The sequence below is a fragment of the Leisingera thetidis genome (assembly GCF_025857195.1).
In the GTDB taxonomy this organism is placed as follows: domain Bacteria; phylum Pseudomonadota; class Alphaproteobacteria; order Rhodobacterales; family Rhodobacteraceae; genus Leisingera; species Leisingera thetidis.
This window is the reverse complement of record NZ_CP109787.1, coordinates 2,549,226-2,568,038: the sequence shown is the minus strand read 5'-3', so window position 1 is coordinate 2,568,038 and position 18,813 is coordinate 2,549,226. Positions and strand designations below refer to the sequence as shown.

Genomic DNA, 18,813 nt, shown 5'->3' with positions numbered 1-18,813 from the left:
TTCAGTTTCCTCTGAAGACGGCAGACAGGAGGCGTTCCTTGGTGAGGATGCCTGCAGGCAGGTTGTCCCTGTCGAGAACCACGCGGCTTTCGCCATCCATCAGCATTTGCGGGATGATTTCGGACAGTTTCTGGTGCGCGCGGACCTGCCGGGCGGGCAGCACGTCCGGCAGCTGCGGATCGGCAATTGCACCGGCCGAAAGGACGGCCTCCTTCGGAGCATCGGCGCCGAATTTCGCGACATATTCGTCAGCCGGGCGGGCGACGATCATTTCCGGCGTGTCCAGCTGGACAATCCGCCCGTCCCGCATGATGGCAATGCGGTCCGCCAGCCGGAGCGCCTCTGAGAAGTCATGCGTGATGAAGATGATGGTTTTCCGCAAGCGCCGCTGCAGCTTGAGAAACTCGTCCTGCAGCTCGCGCCGGATCAGCGGGTCAAGCGCCGAGAACGGTTCGTCCAGGAACCAGATTTCGGGATCGGTCGTCAAAGAGCGCGCAATGCCCACGCGCTGTTTCTGCCCGCCCGACAGTTCGCGCGGATAGAAGTCCTCCTTGCCGTCCAATCCGACCAGCGCCAGGTATTTTCTGGCACAGGCGTTTCTTTCCTCCTGCGCAACATCTTGAATTTCCAGCGGAAACGCTACGTTTTCCAGCGTTGTCCGGTGCGGAAGCAGCCCGAAGTGCTGAAACACCATGCCCAGTTTTTTGCGGCGCAATTCGATGTGCTCGCGCTTGCTCAGCTGCAGAAGGTCGCGGTTTTCGAAGTCCAGCTGCCCTTCGGTCGGCTCGATCAGCCGCGTGAGGCACCGGATCAAGGTCGACTTGCCGGATCCGCTCAGGCCCATGATCACCAGGATTTCGCCTTCGCAGACGTCAAAGGAAACATCCTGAACAGCCCCCACATGCTTGGTGGCCGCATAGTCGCCAGGGTCAGGGGTATGGCCGTGCCGCCGCAGAAATCCCCGAGGGTCAGGGCCGAAGACTTTCCACAATCCGCGGCATGATATTTTTGCTGTGCTGTTCATCCCGGACCCGTTCTTTCGGTTTCGCAATAAAAGGCCGGGCAACCTGAGCTGCCCGGCCCGGCTTTCAGGGTCGGATCAGTTCAGCCAGGCGCTCCAGACGTTTTCGTTTTCCCTGATCCACTGCTCGGCGGCTTCCTCCGGCTTCAACCCGTCCACATCGACCATGGCCGCCGCCTGGGCGATATGCTCGTTGGTGAAGTTGAGGTTCTGGATGATTTCGTATGCGCCGGGCCATTCGTCTTCCATGCCCGACCAGACCCCCTTCTTGAGCCAGCCGGCCCGCGGATTGCCGCAGTCATGGGTCAGCTCGGGATTCGATCCCCAGGCGGGATCGGTTTCGCATTTGGCGTCATGCTCGGGGAATTCGATGAACTTGCCGTCATACCGCGCCTCCACCCAGTTCGGGGTCCAGTTGAACAGCACGATCGGTTCTTCGCGCCGGTATGCAGCGTCGAGTTCCGCCCAAAGCGTCGAGGCCTGGCCGGCGTTGACCACATCGAAATCCAGCCCCAGCGCTTCGATCCGCTCGGGGTCGGGCTTTTCCCAGTCGATCGGGCCGCCCAGATAGCGTCCCTTGGGTGCCGTTTCCGGGGTGGCAAAGGCTTCCGCGCATTTGTTCAGCGCCTCGTAATCGGGCAGGCCGGGGCAGGTCTTCTCCATATAGGCCGGGTACCACCAGTCTTCGCGCGTGACAGCATCGTGGCTTCCCGCATCGACCATGCGGCCCGCATCAAGCTGGCGCTGGAACGATGTCCGGTGGGTGCCTTCCCAGACCTCGACCTGAACATGCATGTCGCCATTGCCGATGGCCACGAACTGCAGCTGGTTGTCAGCCGGCTTGTATTCGACGCTGTAGCCGGCCTTTTCCAGAAGCGCGCCGGTAATCCGCGACAGCACAAGCTGGCTGGTCCAGTTGTTTTCGACGATTTTGATCGGCTCGGCCGAGCCGGCATAGGCGGGCGGCATCGCTGCAAGCGCTGTCGATCCCATCAGAATGCCGCACAAAATGCCCTTCCTCATCACGCGCTGTGTCATCAGTTTGAACATGGCTTCCTCTCTGTCATTTTGCGTCCGATGGCGGCCATTCTTTTGACTGCGGCCGTTGCCCCCTCATTTCACTTGGCCGCGGGGCTCAGTTCCATTGAAATCGGATTTCGAAATATTTCAGTTGAAACAATGCCGGCGGAATGAGTTGGCGGATGCCGGGAAGGAACGCTAGCCTTGGTGCATGCCGCAGCCGCGGTGCCTGGAAGGCCGCCTTTGCCGACCGGACCCAAGGGCCGCCTGCCGCAGGCGCTGCAGACGCCGTCCCGCCCGGCAGCCAGGAGGCCTAGATAGATCAGACGAGTCCAAACCCGCTCATCCGGCTGTTGCACAGCATAGCAATCGTTGCGGCCGCTGTCCTGCCTGGGCCCGCACTTGCGGATGTCATCACCATACGCAGCAACGAATGGTGCCCCTACAACTGCGAAACCGGAAGTGAGCAGCCCGGCTACATGGTCGAGGTGCTGACCGAGGCCTTCGCCTACTCAGGCCACAGCATCCGATATGAAAACCGTCCCCGGAACCGCGCCTTGCGGGAATCCAGGATGGGCATGTTCGACGGCCTCATCGGCGCAGCACCGCAGGGTGTCGCGCGCTATGTCATTCCCGCCACGCCGCTGGCCAGGGTGCAGCCCGTTATCGCGGTGCGCGCGGCAAGCGGTTTCAGCTACCAGGGGGTCGAATCCTTTGACGGCATTCTTGTCAGTGCCGAACATGGCTACAATTTCACCGGCGAAATTGACCGGTACCTGACCCGGCATGCAAACGACCTGCGGCGGATAGACCTTGTTTTCCAGAGCAACGCCGGCGCACTTGGTCTGCGGAAACTGCTTGCGGGCCGCATTGACGCCCTGCTTGGACATCAGGCGGTCCTCAGCTATCTCGCCGGCCGGCAGGGGGTGTCGGAGCAGATCCGGCTGATCGCGGTCGGCGCCCCGGTCGAAGTCTATGTGGCCTTTTCGCCGGCCGCCCGCAACTCCCGCCGCTATGCGGCCCTGTTCGACATCGGCATGTCGCAGCTGGCCCGCAGCGGCCGCCTGGACGCCTTGCGCCGCAAATACGGCTTGGAGCAGGAGCCCTGACATGATCAAGCAGCTCGCCCGCAGCACCGGGTCGTTCTTTGCCGGCTTTTCGCTGCAATGGTCCCTGTTTCTGGTGCTTGTGATCGGCCTGACCGTTCCGATTTCCCTGCTGGCCTTTCATACCCACACCGAACGCAAGGAGGCGCTGCTGAATGAACTTCGCCAGCACCTGAGCGAAGTCACGGATGTTCTGGCGTCCGGTCTGGTTTCCTCGACCTGGAACCTGGACGCCGAAGCGGCGCGGCCGCTTCTGAATGCCGTCATGAGCGATGAGCGCGTCGTGGACATCACGGTCTACACGGAGCTTATTCCGCGCTTCCTTCAAGCCAGCGAGCCTTCCCGGCGCAGCACGGTCGGCAGGCCCCTGCTGATGCAGAAGGCCATCTACCGGGGCGACGAGAAGATCGCCTTTGTGGTTGTCGAGATGAGCACAGCAAGGATGGAGGCGGTTCTGGAAGCCGAGGAGCAGCGGATTCTGCTGGCGGCGGTAGCGCAGTTCGCAGTGAGCCTGCTTGTGATCCTGTTGTTTCTGCAGCGCAAGGTCATCCGTCCGCTGCGGTCGCTGGCGATGAACGCGCAGTCGGTGGCCGAGGGCGTGCTTGATTCCAAGGTCGACACATCCGGCTGGGGCGAGGTCGGCAGGCTCGGAAGTTCCTTCGATGCCATGCGGCGGGCGCTCAGGGACAATTTCGCCCAGGTCGAAACCCAGCGGCAGGAATTGCAGGACAGCGAGGCGCTGAAACGGGCGGTGATCGACAGCACGCTGGATTGCCTGGTCACGATTTCCGATACAGGCCGGATCGTCCAGTTCAACCCGGCGGCCGAGAAAACTTTTGCAGTGTCCAAGGAGAACGCCGTCGGCCGGCCGTTCCAGACCGTGATCTGGCTGGAGGGACAGGCGCCCGAGGCCGCAGCTGCCTTTGACGGGTTCATGGAGGCATTTTCGGATGGCATGGTTGGCCGGCGCAAGGAGGCGGATCTGGTTTCGCCGCACCGGCCGGCGTTTCCGGCCGAAGCTACCATTTCCAGTGTCAGGACGGGCCAGGAGAACTTCTATGTCTTGCAGCTGCGGGACATTTCCCACCGGAAAGCCATGCAGCGGGAAAGGGACCTGCTGGAACGGCAACTGGCGCAATCCCAGAAAATGGAGGCCGTCGGCACGATGGCCGGCGGGATCGCGCATGATTTCAACAATATTCTGGGGATTGCCATCGGGGCCGCCGAAATCGCCTCGGACCTGATACCCCCCGACAGCAGCGCCCAGAAATACGTCGCCCGCACGCTTGAGGCCGGCTCGCGGGGACGGGCGCTGGTCAAGCAGATCCTCAGCTTCTCCAGCCCCTCCAGCAAGCACCGCAGCGGCATTCCCGCAGCAGAGCTTGCCGGCACCTGCATAGACCAGTTCCGGGAAACGGCACCCGCCGCGACAGCTGTCGAATTCACCAATCTTGCCGGTTCTCTGGCCATCTATGCCGACCCTGTCCAAATCAGCCAGGTTGTGACCAACATCCTTCTGAATGCCGCCGACGCCATGCCTGACGGCGGGAAAATCAATGTGATCCTGTCGCACTGCACCGGCGGGGAGGACGCCGTGCCAACCCTGGCTGATCACGCCGATCTTCTGAAACTCACCATCTCGGACACTGGTTGCGGCATGGATGAAGAAACGGCAAAACGGATTTTCGATGGCTTTTTCACCACCAAGGGCACCGGGCACGGGCTGGGCCTCACACTGGCGCACAGCATCATCACCAGCCACGGCGGCCATCTGTCCGTCAGCAGCGCGCCAGGACGCGGAAGCTGCTTCAGCATATACCTGCCTGTCTGCCGCGATGCGCTGCCTGCCTCTCCCCGTGCCGAGAAACACGCGCCCGGCGCCGCGGAACGCAGGTTCCGGACCGTCCTGCTTGTCGATGACGAACAGCAGCTGATCGACCTCACCGAACACGCGCTGGCCGGGCTGTTTGCTGAAGTCGAGACGTTTTCAGACCCTGCCGCAGCCTGGCAGCACTTCCAGCGCTGCCCGGAAAAATATGAGCTGCTGATGACGGACTACTCGATGCCGGGAATGACCGGAGTTGAGCTGGCCGCCAAGATCCGCGCCGCCTGTCCGGAGCTGCCAGTGATAATTTACAGCGGCATGAAAACGCCTGACGTGCATGACCAGGCCAGAAAGCTGAAGATAGATGCCGTTCTCACCAAACCCTTTTTCCGCGGCGAGCTGATTGAAACCGTGCAGCGCATCTGCGGGAACAAGGCCGGCGCCCGCTGATCTGCGAAGTCTTGCCTGCCGCCGTTTGACAATGAATTCGGCAAGCCGGCTCTGAAGGCGCGCCGTCCGGCCGCTGCCCGCAGAATGGCGGGTGCAGGCCGTCCAGGCCGCGGGCTGGCCCCCGCCCCTTGCCATGCCGCTTCGGCAGGGACCCCGCGCCCCCGGTTCCGGGCAACCGGGCCCGGGCTTTGCGCGGGATGGCGGGCGGAGCGCAGGGGCTCAGCCCGCGGGCAGCTCCAGGCTGAAGCCGCATTCATCCATCATCTTGCCATAGGCGGCGGCAAACCCGCTGAGCGAGGCCTCGTAGAGCATGTCATTGCCGCTCCAGATCTCGACCCAGCGGCCCTGTTTCATCATCTGCAGCATCGGCAGGTGGTCCTGGAACCTCAGCGCGGTTTCGGCTTCGGCGAGGCCCTCGTCATTGATCCGGGCGCTGACGCCGGCCGCGATCGAGACGGTGCGGTCGAAATCGAAGATGAAATCCACCGTGCCGCCCTGCTGCAGAACCGTCTGGTAATGCCGGGGCGCGTATTCCTCCACCTTGGCCATCGGGTAAAACGCGGGCGGGCCGGCATCGCCGGAGAACACCTCCACCGCCAGCAGCGGATCGCCATCGCCGCCGGTGCGCGCACGGCAGGTCAGGTGGCTGTCCTCGGCTGATTCATGCCGCTCGGTGGTGACATGCCAGTCCTTGTAGTTCCAATAATCCGCCTGGGCAGGCGCAGCTGCCAGACCGCCGGCTGCCAGTGCAATAATCCAACGCATCAATCTTCCTTTGCAATCGCCCGCCGCCAACAGTGCGGCAGTTCCGGCCGCAACCCTAGGGCAAGGGGATGAACAGTTTCTTGTCAGAAGCCCAGTGCATCCAGCCGGCTCTCCGCCATGCCCCGGTAGCTGGCGCCGAACAGCCGCAGATGCACCAGCGCGGGCCACAGCTGGTAGATCAGGCGGCGCTGTTCATGGCCCGGCTCCGGTGCGCCATAGGCCGCCTGGAATTCCGCCGGCGGCGTGCCGAACAGATGCAGCATCGCCAGGTCGGCCTCGCCGTGGCCGTAATAGCAGGCCGGATCGATCAGATAGGCGTCCGGGCCGCTGAACAGCACGTTGCCGGTCCACAGGTCGCCGTGCAGCAGAACGGCGGCAGGCGCGGCGGGCAGCAGCTCCGGCAGCCGCGCCGCAAGCGCCTCGACCCGCAGCCGCAGATCGCGGGGCAGCGCCTCCGGTGCCGCCAGCAGGCGGCGCGCGGCCCAGAAGGCCGGCCAGTCCCCGGCAGGCGCGTTGGGGATCGCCACCGGGCCAAATGCATAATCCTCGGGCCAGCCGTAGCGCGGCCCTTCGGCGGCGTGCAAGTGCTGCAGGGCCCGGCCCAGGGCCTGCCAGCCTGCCGGGCTGGCGCGGGTTTCCTCCAGCGCCTGCAGCAGCAGCACACCGTCTGCGGCGCCCAGCACTTCCGGCGCGGGGGCGCCCGCTGCGCGGATGGCTTGCAGCATCGCGGCTTCCCGCAGCGCCAGCGGACCGGTCTTCGCCGCCGCCCGGCGGCCGTCCTCCAGCTCCAGCAGCTGCACCTCGGACAGATCGCCGCCATGCAGCGGCCGGGCGCGCGATATCCCGGCGCCGAGCAGGGAAAAAACCGTGTCCGCCAGGCCGCTCACGGCTGCAGGGCGACCCGGGCCTCCCCGGCCAGCATCTCCCCCTTGGCGCGGTCCAGCCGCAGATAGGCTATGCCCCTGCCGCCCGCCTGGGTGAACAGCGTGCCGACCGGCTTGCCGTCCGCGGTGATTTCGGTGCCTGCCGGCGCGGCGCCCTCGACCGCCACGGTGCGGAACCCCTTGCGCAGCTCTGTCTTGTGCTTCATCCGCGCGGTCACCTCCTGGCCGACATAACAGCCCTTGCGGAAATCGACGCCGCCCAGCCGCTCAAAGCCGGCCTCGAGGATATAGGTGTCGGGCCCCAGCTCGATGCCGGTTTCCGGGATGCAATGGGCCACCCGGATGGCGTCCCAATCGCTGCCGTCATCGCCGCCTTCAGCCCCGTACAGGCGCCAGCCCATATCCGGATGGCGCGGATCGGCATGGGCGCCCTCCGGCGCCGTGCCGGTGCCGCGCCGGACCTGCAGCTCTGTCTGCGCCACCTGCACATCGGCGCGCAGCCGGTACATGTTCAGGCGCTTCAGCAGATCCCCGGCCAGCGGCGCCGCCACGTCCAGCAGCACCGCATCGCCGTCCGGCACCAGAAAGAAATCGGCCAGATACTTGCCCTGCGGCGTCAGCAGCGCGGTATAGACCAGCCCGCCGGCCAGCTTGTTCACATTGCTGGTCACCAGCCCCTGCAGGAAGCTCATGGCATCGGTGCCGGTCAGGCGCAGGATGGCGCGGTCGCTCATGTGGTTCTCCCAAAGCCGTTTTACTGCTGCGCCCAGTGATATAGAAAGCAGGCTGGAAGAAAACAGCAAATCCGCACTGGATCGCCTCATGCCCGCACCGGTCAGCATCGTCATTCCCGCCCTGAACGCCGCCGATGAGCTGCCCGGCTGCCTTGAGCACCTGATGGAAGGGCTGGGCGCCGGGCTGATCCGTGAGCTGGTGATCAGCGACGGCGGCTCCGCCGATGAAACCCGCGCCATCGCCCAGGCGGCCGGGGCCGAATGGATCAGCGGCCCGGCCTCGCGCGGCGGCCAGCTGCGCCGGGGCTGTGCGGCGGCGCGCGGAGAGTGGCTGCTGGTGCTGCATGCCGACACCCGTCTGGAGCCCGGCTGGGCCGCAGCGGTGGCGCGGCACCTGCAGGAAGGGCAGGGTCGTCCCGCCTATTTCCGTCTGCGGTTCCGGGCCCGCGGGCTGATGCCCGGCTGGGTCGCCGGCTGGGCCAACCTGCGGGCGCGGCTGTTCGCGCTGCCCTATGGCGATCAGGGCCTGCTGGTGCGGCGCGCCGATTACGAGGCTGCGGGCGGCTACCCGGACCAGCCGCTGATGGAGGACGTGGCGCTGGTGCGCCGCCTCGCGGGGCTGACGGCGCTGCCCTGCGCCGCGCTGACCGGTGCGGCGCGCTATCAGCGGGCGGGCTGGATCCGGCGCGGGGCGCGCAACCTGTGGACGCTGATGCGGTATTTTTCGGGCGCAGACCCCGAGAAACTGGCGGCGGCCTACCGCAAATAACCGCGCAGGCAGCGCCCGCCCGCCGCTGCGCCGCAGGCACCCGCCGGGGCGGCGGCGCGGACCGGCGCCGGTCTCGGCGGAGCTACCCGAACACCATGCGGGCAAAGCGGCGGAACCAGCGTTTCCTGCCGCTTCTTGTTCCGCCCGGCACCTGCCGCGCCTGCGCCGCTATGCCTGCGGTGTCCACCACCGTCTTGCCGTCCTGGAACTGCAGCCGGTAGAGGTCGGCATAGATGCCGCCGCGCGCCAGCAGCTCGTCGTGGCTGCCCTGGTCCACCACCCGGCCGCGGTCCATCACCAAAATCTTGTCGGCGTTGCGGATGGTCGACAGCCGGTGCGCAATCACCAGCGTGGTGCGGCCGCCCGCCAGCTTGTCCAGCGCCTGCTGCACCACTTTCTCGGATTGCGCATCCAGCGCCGAGGTGGCCTCGTCCAGCAGCAGCACCGGCGTGTTGCGCAGCAGCGCGCGGGCGATCACCACCCGCTGCCGCTGGCCGCCCGACAGGGCCGAGCCGCGCGGCCCCACCCGGGTTTCCAGCCCGTGCTCCAGCTTGGGCAGGAAATCCGCCACATGCGAGGCGTCCAGCGCCGCCTGCAGCTCCTCGTCGCTCACATCCGTGCGGCCCAGCACGATGTTCTCGCGCAGGGTTTCGTCGAACAGCATCGCGTCCTGCGTCACCACCGAAAACAGGCTGCGCAGGTCGGCGGTGTTCAGATCGGTGACCTCGACGCCGCCCACGGAGACGGAACCTGCCTGCGGATCCACCATCCGCGTGAGCAGGTTGAAAATCGTCGACTTGCCCGCCCCGGAGGCGCCCACCAGCGCGGTGGTCCGGCCCGCCTCGGCCTCCAGCGACAGCCCGTTCAGGATCTTTGCATCGCCATAGCTCAGCTCGACGCCGTGCAGGCGGATGGCCGGCAGCCCCTCCGGCGCCGGCTTGGGGTGTTCCGGCTCGTTGAGCAGGATCGGCTCATCCAGCAGCTCCTTGATCCGCTCCAGCGCCGCCGCCGCCCCCTGCCACACGCCGGAGATATTGGCCAGCCGCCGCATCGGCTCGAACGACAGCCCGATCGAGGTGAAGAAGCTCATGAACTGGCCGACGGTCTTGTCGCCGGCAATGATCTCGTTGCCGCCATAAAGCAGCACCGCCATGAAACCGACACCCGCCATGATGTCGGTCATGCCCGAGATCGACGAGGTGCCGAACGCCGCCTTCACCTCGGAGCGGACAAATTCATCGGTGCGCTCCGAGAACCGGCGGACCTGGTATTCCTCCAGCCGGTTCAGCTTGACCGGCACGATGCCGTGGAAAATCTCGTCCAGCCGGGTCGCCAGATCGGCGCCCAGATCGCGCGCCCGCGACGCCTTCTTGCGCACATAGCGCTGGATGGTGGAGATCGGCAGCAAGAGCACCGGCACCCCGATCAGCAGGATCAGGGTCCAGCGCCAGTCGATGCTGAACGCCACCCCCAGCACCGCCACCAGCGCCACCAGATCGCGCCCGGCACCGGTGATCACCGCCTGCCAGACCGCGTTGATGGCATAGACATCCGACTGCACCCGCTGGATCAGCAGCCCCGGCGGATGCTGCTGGTGGAACGCCGGGTCCTGGCGGATCAGCCGCGCCAGCATGTCCTTGCGCAGATGCGCCGCCGAGGTCTGCGAGACCTTGCTCAGCAGCACTTTCTGGGTGACGCTGGAAATCCCCCGCAGCGTGAAGATCGCCAGAAACGCCAGGCTGACCCAGACCAGCGCGTCCGAGTTGCCGGCGACAAACACCAGATCGAACATCGGCTGCATCATGTAGCCAAGCGCGCCCATGGTGGCGCCTTCCAGCAGCATGAAGACCACGGCAACGCCCAGCAGCCCGATGTAATGGCGCAGGTAGCCGCGCCACAGCCAGCCGAACAGCTCGCGGGAGGATTTATGCGGCTTGCTCATGCGGGGAGGGTCCGGCAGGGAATGCGGGTCATTATAAGCCTTTTCTGACATGCCTGCGCCATTTAAGCAGCTGCGCCCCCCGGTGCAAGCAATTCGCCGTGACGCTGCGGCGCGTGGAATTGACGCCGCGGGGCGGCCGGCTACTGTGGCGCCATGGATCAACCGCGGCGCGCCCCGCGCTGCAGGGGGCATCAGCCATGAGCGGATCAGGGAACATGGCGGCCGGGCGGCCCTATCTGGCGATACCCGGCCCGTCGGTGGTGCCGGACCAGGTGCTGCAGGCGATGCACCGGCCGTCGCCCAACATCTACGCGGGCGAACTGGTTGAAATGACCGCCGCCCTGATCCCCGATCTGCGCCAAGTGGCCCGCACGCAGCATGACGCGGCGATCTACATCGCCAACGGCCACGGCGCCTGGGAGGCGGCGCTGCAGAACACGCTGCAGCCGGGCGACCGGGTGCTGGTGCCCGCGTCCGGGCGCTTTGCCATCGGCTGGTCGGAAATGGCCGAAGCGCTGGGGATCGACGCGGAGATCCTCGACTTCGGCCCCCATGCGCCCTGGGACATGGACCGGATCGCCGAACGGCTGGCCGCCGACCGGGAGCACCGCATCAAGGCGGTGCTGGGGGTGCATGTGGACACCTCCAGCTCGATCCGCAACGACGTGGCGGCGCTGCGCCGGGCGCTGGACGCGGCCGGCCACCCGGCGCTGCTGCTGGCCGACTGCATCGCCTCGCTCGGCTGCGAGCGGTTCGAGATGGACGCCTGGGGGGTGGATGTGATGGTCTCCGCCAGCCAGAAGGGGCTGATGGTGCCGCCGGGGCTCAGCTTTGTGTTCTTCAACGGCAGGGCGGCGGCGGCGCGGGCGGCGCTGCCGCGGGTCAGCCGCTACTGGGACTGGGCGCCGCGCGCCAGCCCGGACGAGTTCTACCAGTATTTCGGCGGCACCGCGCCCACCCACCACCTGTACGGGCTGCGCGCCGCGCTCGGCATGATCCACGCCGAAGGCATCGAAAATGTCTGGGCCCGCCACGCGCATCTGGCCCGCGCCATCTGGGCCGCCTGCGAGGCCTGGGGCGCGGATGGCCCGCTGCGGATGAATGTGCCGGACCGGCGGCTGCGCTCCAACGCGGTCACCGCCCTGCATATCGGATCGCCGCTCGGCACCGAGCTGCGCCACTGGCTGGAACGGAATCTGGGCCTGACTCTTGGCATCGGCCTGGGCATGGCACCGGCCGGCAGCAGCGGCTGGCACGGGTTTTTCCGGATCGGCCATATGGGCCATGTCAACGGCCATATGGTGATGGGGCTTCTGGGCGGTATCGAAACCGGCCTCGAAGCCTTGAACATTCCGCATGGGCCGGGCGCGCTGGAAGCTGCTGCAATGGCACTGGCAGGCCGGTAGCGGCCCGCCCCTTGCAGCAGGACGGCGCCGTCACGCTTTCTGCGAATTCAGCCGGATGTCCAGCCTGGTGATCAGATGGTTGATCAGCACGGCCAGCACCAGAACAGGCACCAGTCCGTACATCACCCAGATCACGAAGAAGATCCACATCAGGTTGATACCGGCAAAAGTGATGGCGGCAGTGAAAAAGTCCGGCATGCCGTCCGGCAGTTCAGGTTCACGCATGACATTTCTCCGGGGTACTACGCATAAATAGTAGGCCGGGAGTGGTGAATGTCTGGTAAAACTGCTGCGATCCGGCGGCGGCCGGCAGGTTTCAGCCGGCCCGCGCCGCCGACAGGGCTGCGGGCAATGCGGCGGCAAAAGCGTCCAGCTCGGCGGCCGGGCCGCAGCTGACCCGGATGCAGCGGTTCTGCGGCGCCGCAAAGGGCATCCGCACAAAGATCCCCTGGGCCACCAGCGAGTCCAGCACCGCCTTGGCAAACCCGCCGCCGCCGCCGCAGTCGATGGCCACGAAATTGGCGGCCGAGGGCAGGGCGGCGAGGCCGTTCTCTGCCGCGATTTCCGCAATCCGCGCCCGCGCGCCTGCGATCTGCGCCTGCACCCGCGCCAGCCACTCCCGGTCCTGCAGCGCCGCCAGCGCCCCGGCCTGGGCGGCGCGGTTCACGCCGAAATGGTTGCGCACCTTGTTGAAGGCGGCAATCAGCTCCGGATGGCCGATCGCATAGCCGATCCGCGCGCCCGCCATGCCGTAGGCCTTGGAAAAGGTCCGCATCCGGATCAGCCGCGGATCATCGGCGCTGACCGGTGCTGCGGTGCCGTCCGGCGCGCATTCCACATAGGCCTCGTCCAGCAGCAGCAGGCAGCCCTCCGGCAGGCGGTCCAGCGCCGCGGCGATGTCCGCGCCGGGATGCCAGCTGCCCATCGGGTTGTCGGGATTGGCCAGGTAGACGATCTTGGCATCCGCCTCTGCCGCCTTGGCAAACAGCGCCCCGATATCCTCCCGGTCGTCCCTGTAGGGCACCGCGTGCAGCACCCCGCCGAACCCTGCAACATGGTAGTTGAAGGTCGGATAGGCCCCGATCGATGTCACCACCGCATCGCCCGGCCCGACCAGCAGCCGCACCAGGCAGCCCAGCAGCCCGTCGATGCCCTCGCCGACCAGGATGTTCTCCGGTGCGGTCCCGTGGTGGGCGGCCAGCGCGAGGCGCAGATCATGGCTTTGCGCATCGCCGTATTTCCAGATTTCCGCCGCCGACCGGGCCATCGCCTCGATGGCCCTGGGGGAGGGGCCGAAGATATTCTCGTTCGCGCCCAGCCGGGCGGCAAAGGCTTCGCCGCGGGCGCGCTCCTGGGTTTCGGGGCCGACAAACGGCACGGTGGCGGGCAGCGATTGCGCGAGCGGGGTATAGCGGGGTCCAGTCATGGCGGCAGATAACCGCAACCTCCGCCCGCGGGCAAGGCTTGCGTTGCGGGCCGGTCCGGCGGAAGAAGGCTGCGATATTGCGGGAGATTTTCACATGCGCATTCTGTTTGTTCTGCCGGCCGCCGCCCTGGCCTATCTGCTGTTCTGGCCGGTGCCGGTGGACCCGGTCGCCTATGACCCGCCCGCGGCACCGGGGTTCACCGGCGCCTATGCCGCAAACCGCGCCCTCGACGCGGCAGAGCCGGTCCGGCTGCCCGAGGGCGAAACCGGCCCCGAGGATCTGGCGGAGCTGCCGGACGGCCGCATCTACACCACCAGCCTGGCAGGCAATCTCTACCGCATCGACGGCCCGGCGCCGGTGCTGGAGGACCGCCTCGGCGGCCGCCCGCTGGGGCTCAGGGCGGGGCCGGACGGGGCGCTCTACATTGCCGACAGCTTCCGCGGCATCCTGCGCTGGTCCGGCCCCGGCACGCTGCAGGTGCTGGCCGGCAGCATCGGCGGCGCCCCCATCGTCTATGCCAACCAGCTCGACGTGGCGCGCGACGGCACGGTTTATTTCTCCAACTCCACCGACCGGTTCGACCCGGAGCTGCTGGGCGGCACCAAGCCCACCTCGATCCTGACCATCTGGGAGCAGTCGGACACCGGCTACGTCGCGCGCTTGCGGCCGGACGGCACCGTCGAGAAGATCGCCGAAGGCTTCGTCTACACCAACGGCCTCGCGCTGTCGCCGGATGAGGATTTCCTGCTGATCAGCGAAACCGGCCGCGCCCGCGTCCACCGGCTCTGGCTCAAGGGCGGCAGGGCAGGCGAGCGCGAGGTGTTCCTCGATAACCTCCCCGGCTACCCCGACAATCTCGAGGCCCAGGGCGACGGCAGCTACTGGCTCGCCTTTGCCAGCCCGCGGGTGCCGTCGGAAAAACTGATGCCCTATCCCGCCTTGCGCAAGGCGGTCTGGCGGCTGGGGCCAATGGTGCGCCCGGCGCCGGTCCGCCGCGGCATGCTGATGCAGTTCGACGGGCAGGGCCGCATCCTGCGCACCCTGCAGGACCCGGACGGCCGCCTCGGCATCACCACTGGCGGCAGGGTGGCGGACGGGCAGCTTTATGTGATGACCCTCGATTCCCCGTGGTTCGCGCGGATGCCGCTGGCGGCCCGGCCCTGAGCCTGCCCTCACGTTGTGCTGGCATCCGGCCGCGGATCCGGTGCAGGCTGGCCGGATATCAGCAGCAGGGAAGAAACCATGGCCAGAGTCACCACCGGCTACAAGGACCGCATCGCCTATGTCACGCTAGCCCGCCCGGACAAGCACAACGCGCTGGACGAGGAGATGATCGGGGCAATCATCGCGGCCGGGCAGGAGGTCGCCGCCTCCGATGCCCGCGCGGTGGTGCTGTCAGGGGCCGGCAAAAGCTTCTGCGCAGGTCTCGACATGGCGGCGATGGCGGGGTTGGCGCAGCAGGACCCCGGCAGCCTGATCATGGAGCGCACCCACGGTGACGCCAACGCCTTTCAGGAGGTGGCGATGGTCTGGCGCCGGGTGCCGGTGCCGGTGATCGCCGCCCTCCACGGCGCCTGTTTCGGCGGCGGCCTGCAGATTGCGCTGGGCGCCGACATCCGGGTTGCCCACCCCGAGGCGCAGCTGTCGGTGATGGAAATGAAATGGGGGCTGATCCCCGACATGGGCGGCATGGCGCTGCTGCCGCGGCTGCTGCGCTCCGACGTGCTGCGCCGCCTCACCTACACGGCAGAGAAAATCGACGCCGGGCAGGCGCTGGACTGGGGCCTGGTGACCGAACTGGCCGGCAACCCGCTCTGCCGCGCCAATGAGCTGGCCACCGCAATCGCGGCGCAAAGCCCCGCGGCGATCCGCGCCGCCAAACGGCTGATCGGATATGCCGAAAGCGGCGCGGCCGAGGCCGGTGTGCTGCTGGCCGAAAGCGCCGAACAGGCAGAGCTCATTGGCACCGCGGAGCAGATGGAGGCGGTTGCCGCGGGGCTGATGAAACGCACGCCGGAATTCCCTTAACCCACGCCCGGGCCGTGTCTTTCCGGTCCGCAATACCCCCGCCGGAGGCCGCGCCCGGACAGGGCGCGCCCCGTTCCGGGCGCTGCCGGATTCCGCAAGAGCGGTTTTTCGCCAAATTTTCCGCAATTCCGCCGATGCAAGCGGGAAACCGCCGCCCGCCGGCAGAATGATGCCGCGCAAAACCTGCAGAAAGCCCCGTTAACCTTTTGGCAACACATGGGGGCGAAATCTGCCTTCAGGAGGGCGCAGCAGGGGCTGGAACCGCACCTGGAAAACAGCTGCCGGGAGGCCTGACAGAGTCCCGGATCGGCCGTTTGCACCCTCAGGAAAGGCAATGGAACCGGCCCGGGCAGACCCAGCTCCGGACCCGGTCTTCAGAAAGGAGAGAGGCTGATGCAACTGGTGCAGAAGAAGTGGTTTATCCTGTTTGAAAGCGGCGCCCTGCTGTCCCGGACCGGGGACCGGATCACCTATTTTTACGATGAGGCGCTCAGCTTCGGGGACCGCGAGGAGGCGCAGCGCTACCTCGCGTCGAATGAAAACCGGGTCAGCAGCACCGGGTTGCGGCCCTCGCTGACCCAGGCGGCGTGAGCGGGTGGCTTGCCGCCAGCCGGGCGGCGGAACGGCACGCGCCGGCCGAGGCGGCCATGCCTAGCTCGGCCCGCTGGCTGCTCGCCCTCAGCGGCATCCTGATCTCCGCCTCGGCGCTGGTGTTCTGGTCCTGGCTTGGCGGCGCGGGCCAGGCGCCCGAAGCCCAGCCCGGCTGGTTCACCCTGACCGCCTTGCGCTTTTTCTGGCTGCCGTTTCTCAGCGGTGCGGGGCTGGTTCTCGCGGTCTGCTGCGCCGGCCGCTCCGGCCGCTGAGCCGCAGCACAGAAAAGGCCGCGCCCGGTGCCAGGCGCGGCCCTGTTCAGACCCGGATCCGATCCGCCTTACAGCGAGGCGTCGTAGATCTTGGAGATGTTGGCGCCGAGGGCGGCGTCATATTCCTCATCGGACATCGCCACATTCAGCCCCTCGGTCAGGGCACGGCTGAAAGAGGCGATCATCCTGGGGTTCTGCGCCAGGCGCGCGCAGGCGTCATCGGTGCTGTAGCCGCCCGACAGCGCCACCACCCGCACCACATTGGCGTGGCCGGCCAGCTCGTCATACAGGCCCGGCTTCACCGGGATGGTCAGCTTCAGCGCCACCTTGCTGTCCGCGGGCAGGGCGTTCAGCTGCGCCAGGATCTCCGCCTTCAGCAGCTCCTCGGCCTCGGCCTTGGTGGCGGAGTGGATGTCGACTTCCGGCTCGATGATCGGCACCAGGCCGGCCGCGACGATCTGCTTGCCGACCTCGAACTGCTGTGCCACAACCGCCTTGATGCCTGCGGCATTGGCGTCCTTGATGACCGAGCGCATCTTGGTGCCGAAGATGCCCTTGCCGACTGCGCGCGCCAGCAGCGCGTCCAGCTCCGGCATCGGCTTCATCATCTGCACGCCGTTCTGCTCATCCGCCAGGCCCTTGTCGACCTTCAGGAACGGCACCACGCCGCAGCTGTTCCACAGGTAATCCGCGACCGGCGTGCCTTCGATCTCGCCGTCCATGGTCTTCTCGAACAGGATCGCGCCCAGGATGCGGTCCCTGGTGAAGCTCGGCGAGGTGATGATGCGGGTGCGCATCTTGTGGATCTCGGCGAACATCTCGTCGTCGTTCGAATAGGCGTCCTGGTTCACGCCGTAAAGCGCCAGCGCCTTCGGGGTCGAACCGCCCGACTGGTCCAGCGCCGCAATGAAGCCTTGGCCGGAGGCGATACGGTCGAGTTGTGCCTGCTGTACGGAAGCGTCTTTTGCCATAATGCGTCACTCTTCTTGGGAATGGTCTGTCTTGGCGCTGTCTATAGCGCGAATCCGCCGGGAAACAACGGGGTGTTGCGCTAACGGAAGCAGGATTTGCGGCGGCCGGCGGCAGTTTGCGGATGGCAAAGCGCCGCCCGCCCGGATCTCCGCTACCCCAGCCAGTCCTTGCGGGTGACCGCGTCGTTCAGGGCAATCAGGTCCTCGCGCAGCTCCTCCAGCCCGATCGGCCCGCCCAGGCACACCCGCACCGCCTCCTCCGGCAGGCCGGAGACGGTGAAGGCATCGCTGGGCATGATGCCGATCTGGCGGCCTGCCATGCGGCCCATCACCTCGGCCCGGCTGGTGCCGCGCGGCAGGGTGAGCCACAGGCTGAAGGCCAGCGGGTCGCTCTCGGCGAAGCAGCCCTGCAGCACGGCACCGGCCAGCGCCTGCCGTTCCGCGGCGGCCTTGCGGATGAAGCGCTGGAGGTCCGCCGCGGTGCCATCCTCGATCCAGCGGCCCAGCAGCGCCAGGTTCAAGGGCGACACCATCACATGCATCGACCGCAGGGCCTGGCTGAACTGGCCCAGCAGGGCGCGTTGCGGCACCGTGGTATAGGCCAGCCGCAGCCCGGCGCCAAAGCATTTGGAGAGGCCCGCGATATGCCAGCCCAGATCGGGGATCAGGCTGCTGACCGGCTGCGGCGCGCCATTGTCGACAAAGCAGTAGGCGTCATCCTCGATCAGCGGCAGGGCATGTTTCCGCAGCACCGCGGCAATCTCCTGCCGCCGCTTGGCCGGCAGGGTGCGGGTGGTCGGGTTCTGCAGCGTCGGATTGAGGTACAGCGCGGCCGGCCCGTGGCCGGTGATGGCCTTCTCCAGCGCTTCCGGCAGGATGCCGTGGGTGTCGGCGGCAAGCCCCGCCAGCCGGATCCCCTGCCGCGCCGCGATGGAGCGCAGCCCGGGATAGGTCACCTCCTCGCACAGCACGGTTGCGCCGGGCTCGCACAGAACCGTCAGGATCGCATAAAGGCTCGCATGCGCCCCCGGCGTGATCACCAGCCGCTCCGGCGCGCAGGTCAGCCCGTTGGCCTGCATCCAGCCTGCCGCGATGGCACGGTCCTGCGGGCTGCCGGTCACCGACTGATACCGCAGCAGCGGCAGCAGGTTGGCCGAGACATGCTCCAGCCCCTGCCGCATCCGCGCCAGCAGCGCCGGATCGTCCGGCTCCGGCGGCATGTTCATCATCGGGTCTTCCTCCAGTGCGCGGCGCGGGTCGGGGCGTTCCGGCAGCGCCTCCGGCGGCCGGACAAAGGTGCCGCGGCCGACAAAGCTCTCGATGTAGCCGCGCCGCACCGCTTCCGCGTATCCCCGCGACACGGTGGAGAAATCGACGCCCAGATCCTGCGCCACCCGCCGCTGCGGCGGCAGCCGGTCGCCGGGCGACAGCACGCCCGCGTCGATGTCGGATCTGATCGCCTCGGCGATTTCCAGGTAGCGGGGCTTGCCGCTGTCCAGGCGGGCGGGAGTCCACTGTTTCATCTGCAGCATCTCCGGGTGGCGCGCTGCCGGGGAGCGGCGCAGTGTGTCGTGATTGATTGGTTCAATGTCAGAGCAGGGC

At 67.0% G+C, this 18,813-nt stretch carries 18 protein-coding genes; 8 read left to right on the top strand and 10 right to left on the bottom strand.

Going from position 1 to position 18,813, the window contains the following annotated elements; all coding sequences use genetic code 11:
- Window position 1: 1 nt before the first annotated feature.
- On the bottom strand, window positions 2–1,024 hold the full coding sequence (locus tag OKQ63_RS12320; RefSeq protein WP_264210370.1) for a quaternary amine ABC transporter ATP-binding protein: 1,023 nt from the start codon (window positions 1,022–1,024) through the stop codon (window positions 2–4).
- 75 nt (window positions 1,025–1,099) lie between these two features.
- Window positions 1,100–2,071 (bottom strand): ABC transporter substrate-binding protein, encoded by a 972-nt coding sequence (locus OKQ63_RS12315; protein ID WP_264210369.1) that lies wholly within the window; start codon window positions 2,069–2,071, stop codon window positions 1,100–1,102.
- 323 nt (window positions 2,072–2,394) lie between these two features.
- Between OKQ63_RS12315 and OKQ63_RS12310 the strand changes: the two genes are divergently transcribed.
- Window positions 2,395–3,150: a substrate-binding periplasmic protein gene (locus OKQ63_RS12310; protein WP_264210368.1), complete on the top strand. Its 756-nt coding sequence runs from the start codon at window positions 2,395–2,397 to the stop codon at window positions 3,148–3,150.
- A 1-nt stretch (window position 3,151) separates the two neighbouring features.
- Window positions 3,152–5,422: a hybrid sensor histidine kinase/response regulator gene (locus OKQ63_RS12305; protein ID WP_264210367.1), complete on the top strand. Its 2,271-nt coding sequence runs from the start codon at window positions 3,152–3,154 to the stop codon at window positions 5,420–5,422.
- Between the two features lie 219 nt (window positions 5,423–5,641).
- Here OKQ63_RS12305 and OKQ63_RS12300 read toward each other — a convergent pair whose 3' ends face one another.
- From OKQ63_RS12300 to ygfZ, 3 genes are all read right to left on the bottom strand, one after another.
- On the bottom strand, window positions 5,642–6,187 hold the full coding sequence (locus OKQ63_RS12300) for a hypothetical protein (protein ID WP_264210366.1): 546 nt from the start codon (window positions 6,185–6,187) through the stop codon (window positions 5,642–5,644).
- Between the two features lie 83 nt (window positions 6,188–6,270).
- Window positions 6,271–7,074 carry a fructosamine kinase family protein gene (locus tag OKQ63_RS12295; protein ID WP_264210365.1) on the bottom strand — a complete coding sequence of 268 codons (804 nt, stop codon included), beginning with the start codon at window positions 7,072–7,074 and terminating at the stop codon, window positions 6,271–6,273.
- On the bottom strand, window positions 7,071–7,805 hold the full coding sequence (ygfZ, locus tag OKQ63_RS12290; RefSeq protein WP_264210364.1) for a CAF17-like 4Fe-4S cluster assembly/insertion protein YgfZ: 735 nt from the start codon (window positions 7,803–7,805) through the stop codon (window positions 7,071–7,073). Before ygfZ ends, OKQ63_RS12295 begins: the two co-directional genes overlap by 4 nt.
- Before the next feature lie 88 nt (window positions 7,806–7,893).
- Between ygfZ and OKQ63_RS12285 the strand changes: the two genes are divergently transcribed.
- On the top strand, window positions 7,894–8,574 hold the full coding sequence (locus tag OKQ63_RS12285; protein ID WP_264210363.1) for a TIGR04283 family arsenosugar biosynthesis glycosyltransferase: 681 nt from the start codon (window positions 7,894–7,896) through the stop codon (window positions 8,572–8,574).
- A gap of 82 nt (window positions 8,575–8,656) precedes the next feature.
- On the opposite strand, the gene OKQ63_RS12280 is transcribed toward OKQ63_RS12285, so the two are convergent.
- A complete protein-coding gene (locus OKQ63_RS12280) occupies window positions 8,657–10,516 on the bottom strand; it encodes an ABC transporter ATP-binding protein (protein ID WP_264210362.1) in 1,860 nt (619 codons plus the stop codon).
- A gap of 197 nt (window positions 10,517–10,713) precedes the next feature.
- On the opposite strand from OKQ63_RS12280, the gene OKQ63_RS12275 reads away from it, so the two are divergent.
- The gene (locus OKQ63_RS12275; protein ID WP_264210361.1) at window positions 10,714–11,922 is read left to right on the top strand and encodes a pyridoxal-phosphate-dependent aminotransferase family protein; all 1,209 of its coding nucleotides are present in this window, start codon (window positions 10,714–10,716) and stop codon (window positions 11,920–11,922) included.
- 30 nt (window positions 11,923–11,952) lie between these two features.
- On the opposite strand, the gene OKQ63_RS12270 is transcribed toward OKQ63_RS12275, so the two are convergent.
- On the bottom strand, window positions 11,953–12,147 hold the full coding sequence (locus tag OKQ63_RS12270; protein WP_264210360.1) for a histidinol phosphate aminotransferase: 195 nt from the start codon (window positions 12,145–12,147) through the stop codon (window positions 11,953–11,955).
- A 91-nt stretch (window positions 12,148–12,238) separates the two neighbouring features.
- Entirely contained in the window at window positions 12,239–13,348 is a 1,110-nt protein-coding gene (locus OKQ63_RS12265) for a pyridoxal phosphate-dependent aminotransferase (RefSeq protein ID WP_264210359.1), read from the bottom strand.
- A gap of 94 nt (window positions 13,349–13,442) precedes the next feature.
- Between OKQ63_RS12265 and OKQ63_RS12260 the strand changes: the two genes are divergently transcribed.
- The 4 genes from OKQ63_RS12260 to OKQ63_RS12245 all read left to right on the top strand — a co-directional run bounded on the left by OKQ63_RS12260 (window position 13,443) and on the right by OKQ63_RS12245 (window position 16,240).
- Complete coding sequence (locus OKQ63_RS12260; RefSeq protein ID WP_264210358.1) at window positions 13,443–14,513, top strand: SMP-30/gluconolactonase/LRE family protein; 1,071 nt, start codon at window positions 13,443–13,445, stop codon at window positions 14,511–14,513.
- A gap of 78 nt (window positions 14,514–14,591) precedes the next feature.
- Window positions 14,592–15,377 carry a crotonase/enoyl-CoA hydratase family protein gene (locus OKQ63_RS12255; RefSeq protein WP_264210357.1) on the top strand — a complete coding sequence of 262 codons (786 nt, stop codon included), beginning with the start codon at window positions 14,592–14,594 and terminating at the stop codon, window positions 15,375–15,377.
- Between the two features lie 393 nt (window positions 15,378–15,770).
- A complete protein-coding gene (locus OKQ63_RS12250) occupies window positions 15,771–15,968 on the top strand; it encodes a hypothetical protein (protein WP_264210356.1) in 198 nt (65 codons plus the stop codon).
- Complete coding sequence (locus OKQ63_RS12245) at window positions 15,965–16,240, top strand: hypothetical protein (RefSeq protein WP_264210355.1); 276 nt, start codon at window positions 15,965–15,967, stop codon at window positions 16,238–16,240. Before OKQ63_RS12250 ends, OKQ63_RS12245 begins: the two co-directional genes overlap by 4 nt.
- A gap of 68 nt (window positions 16,241–16,308) precedes the next feature.
- On the opposite strand, the gene OKQ63_RS12240 is transcribed toward OKQ63_RS12245, so the two are convergent.
- Window positions 16,309–17,211, bottom strand: a complete 903-nt coding sequence (locus tag OKQ63_RS12240; protein ID WP_264210354.1) for a fructose bisphosphate aldolase — start codon at window positions 17,209–17,211, stop codon at window positions 16,309–16,311.
- 152 nt (window positions 17,212–17,363) lie between these two features.
- Window positions 17,364–18,734, bottom strand: a complete 1,371-nt coding sequence (locus tag OKQ63_RS12235) for an aminotransferase-like domain-containing protein (protein WP_264210353.1) — start codon at window positions 18,732–18,734, stop codon at window positions 17,364–17,366.
- Window positions 18,735–18,813: the final 79 nt, after the last annotated feature.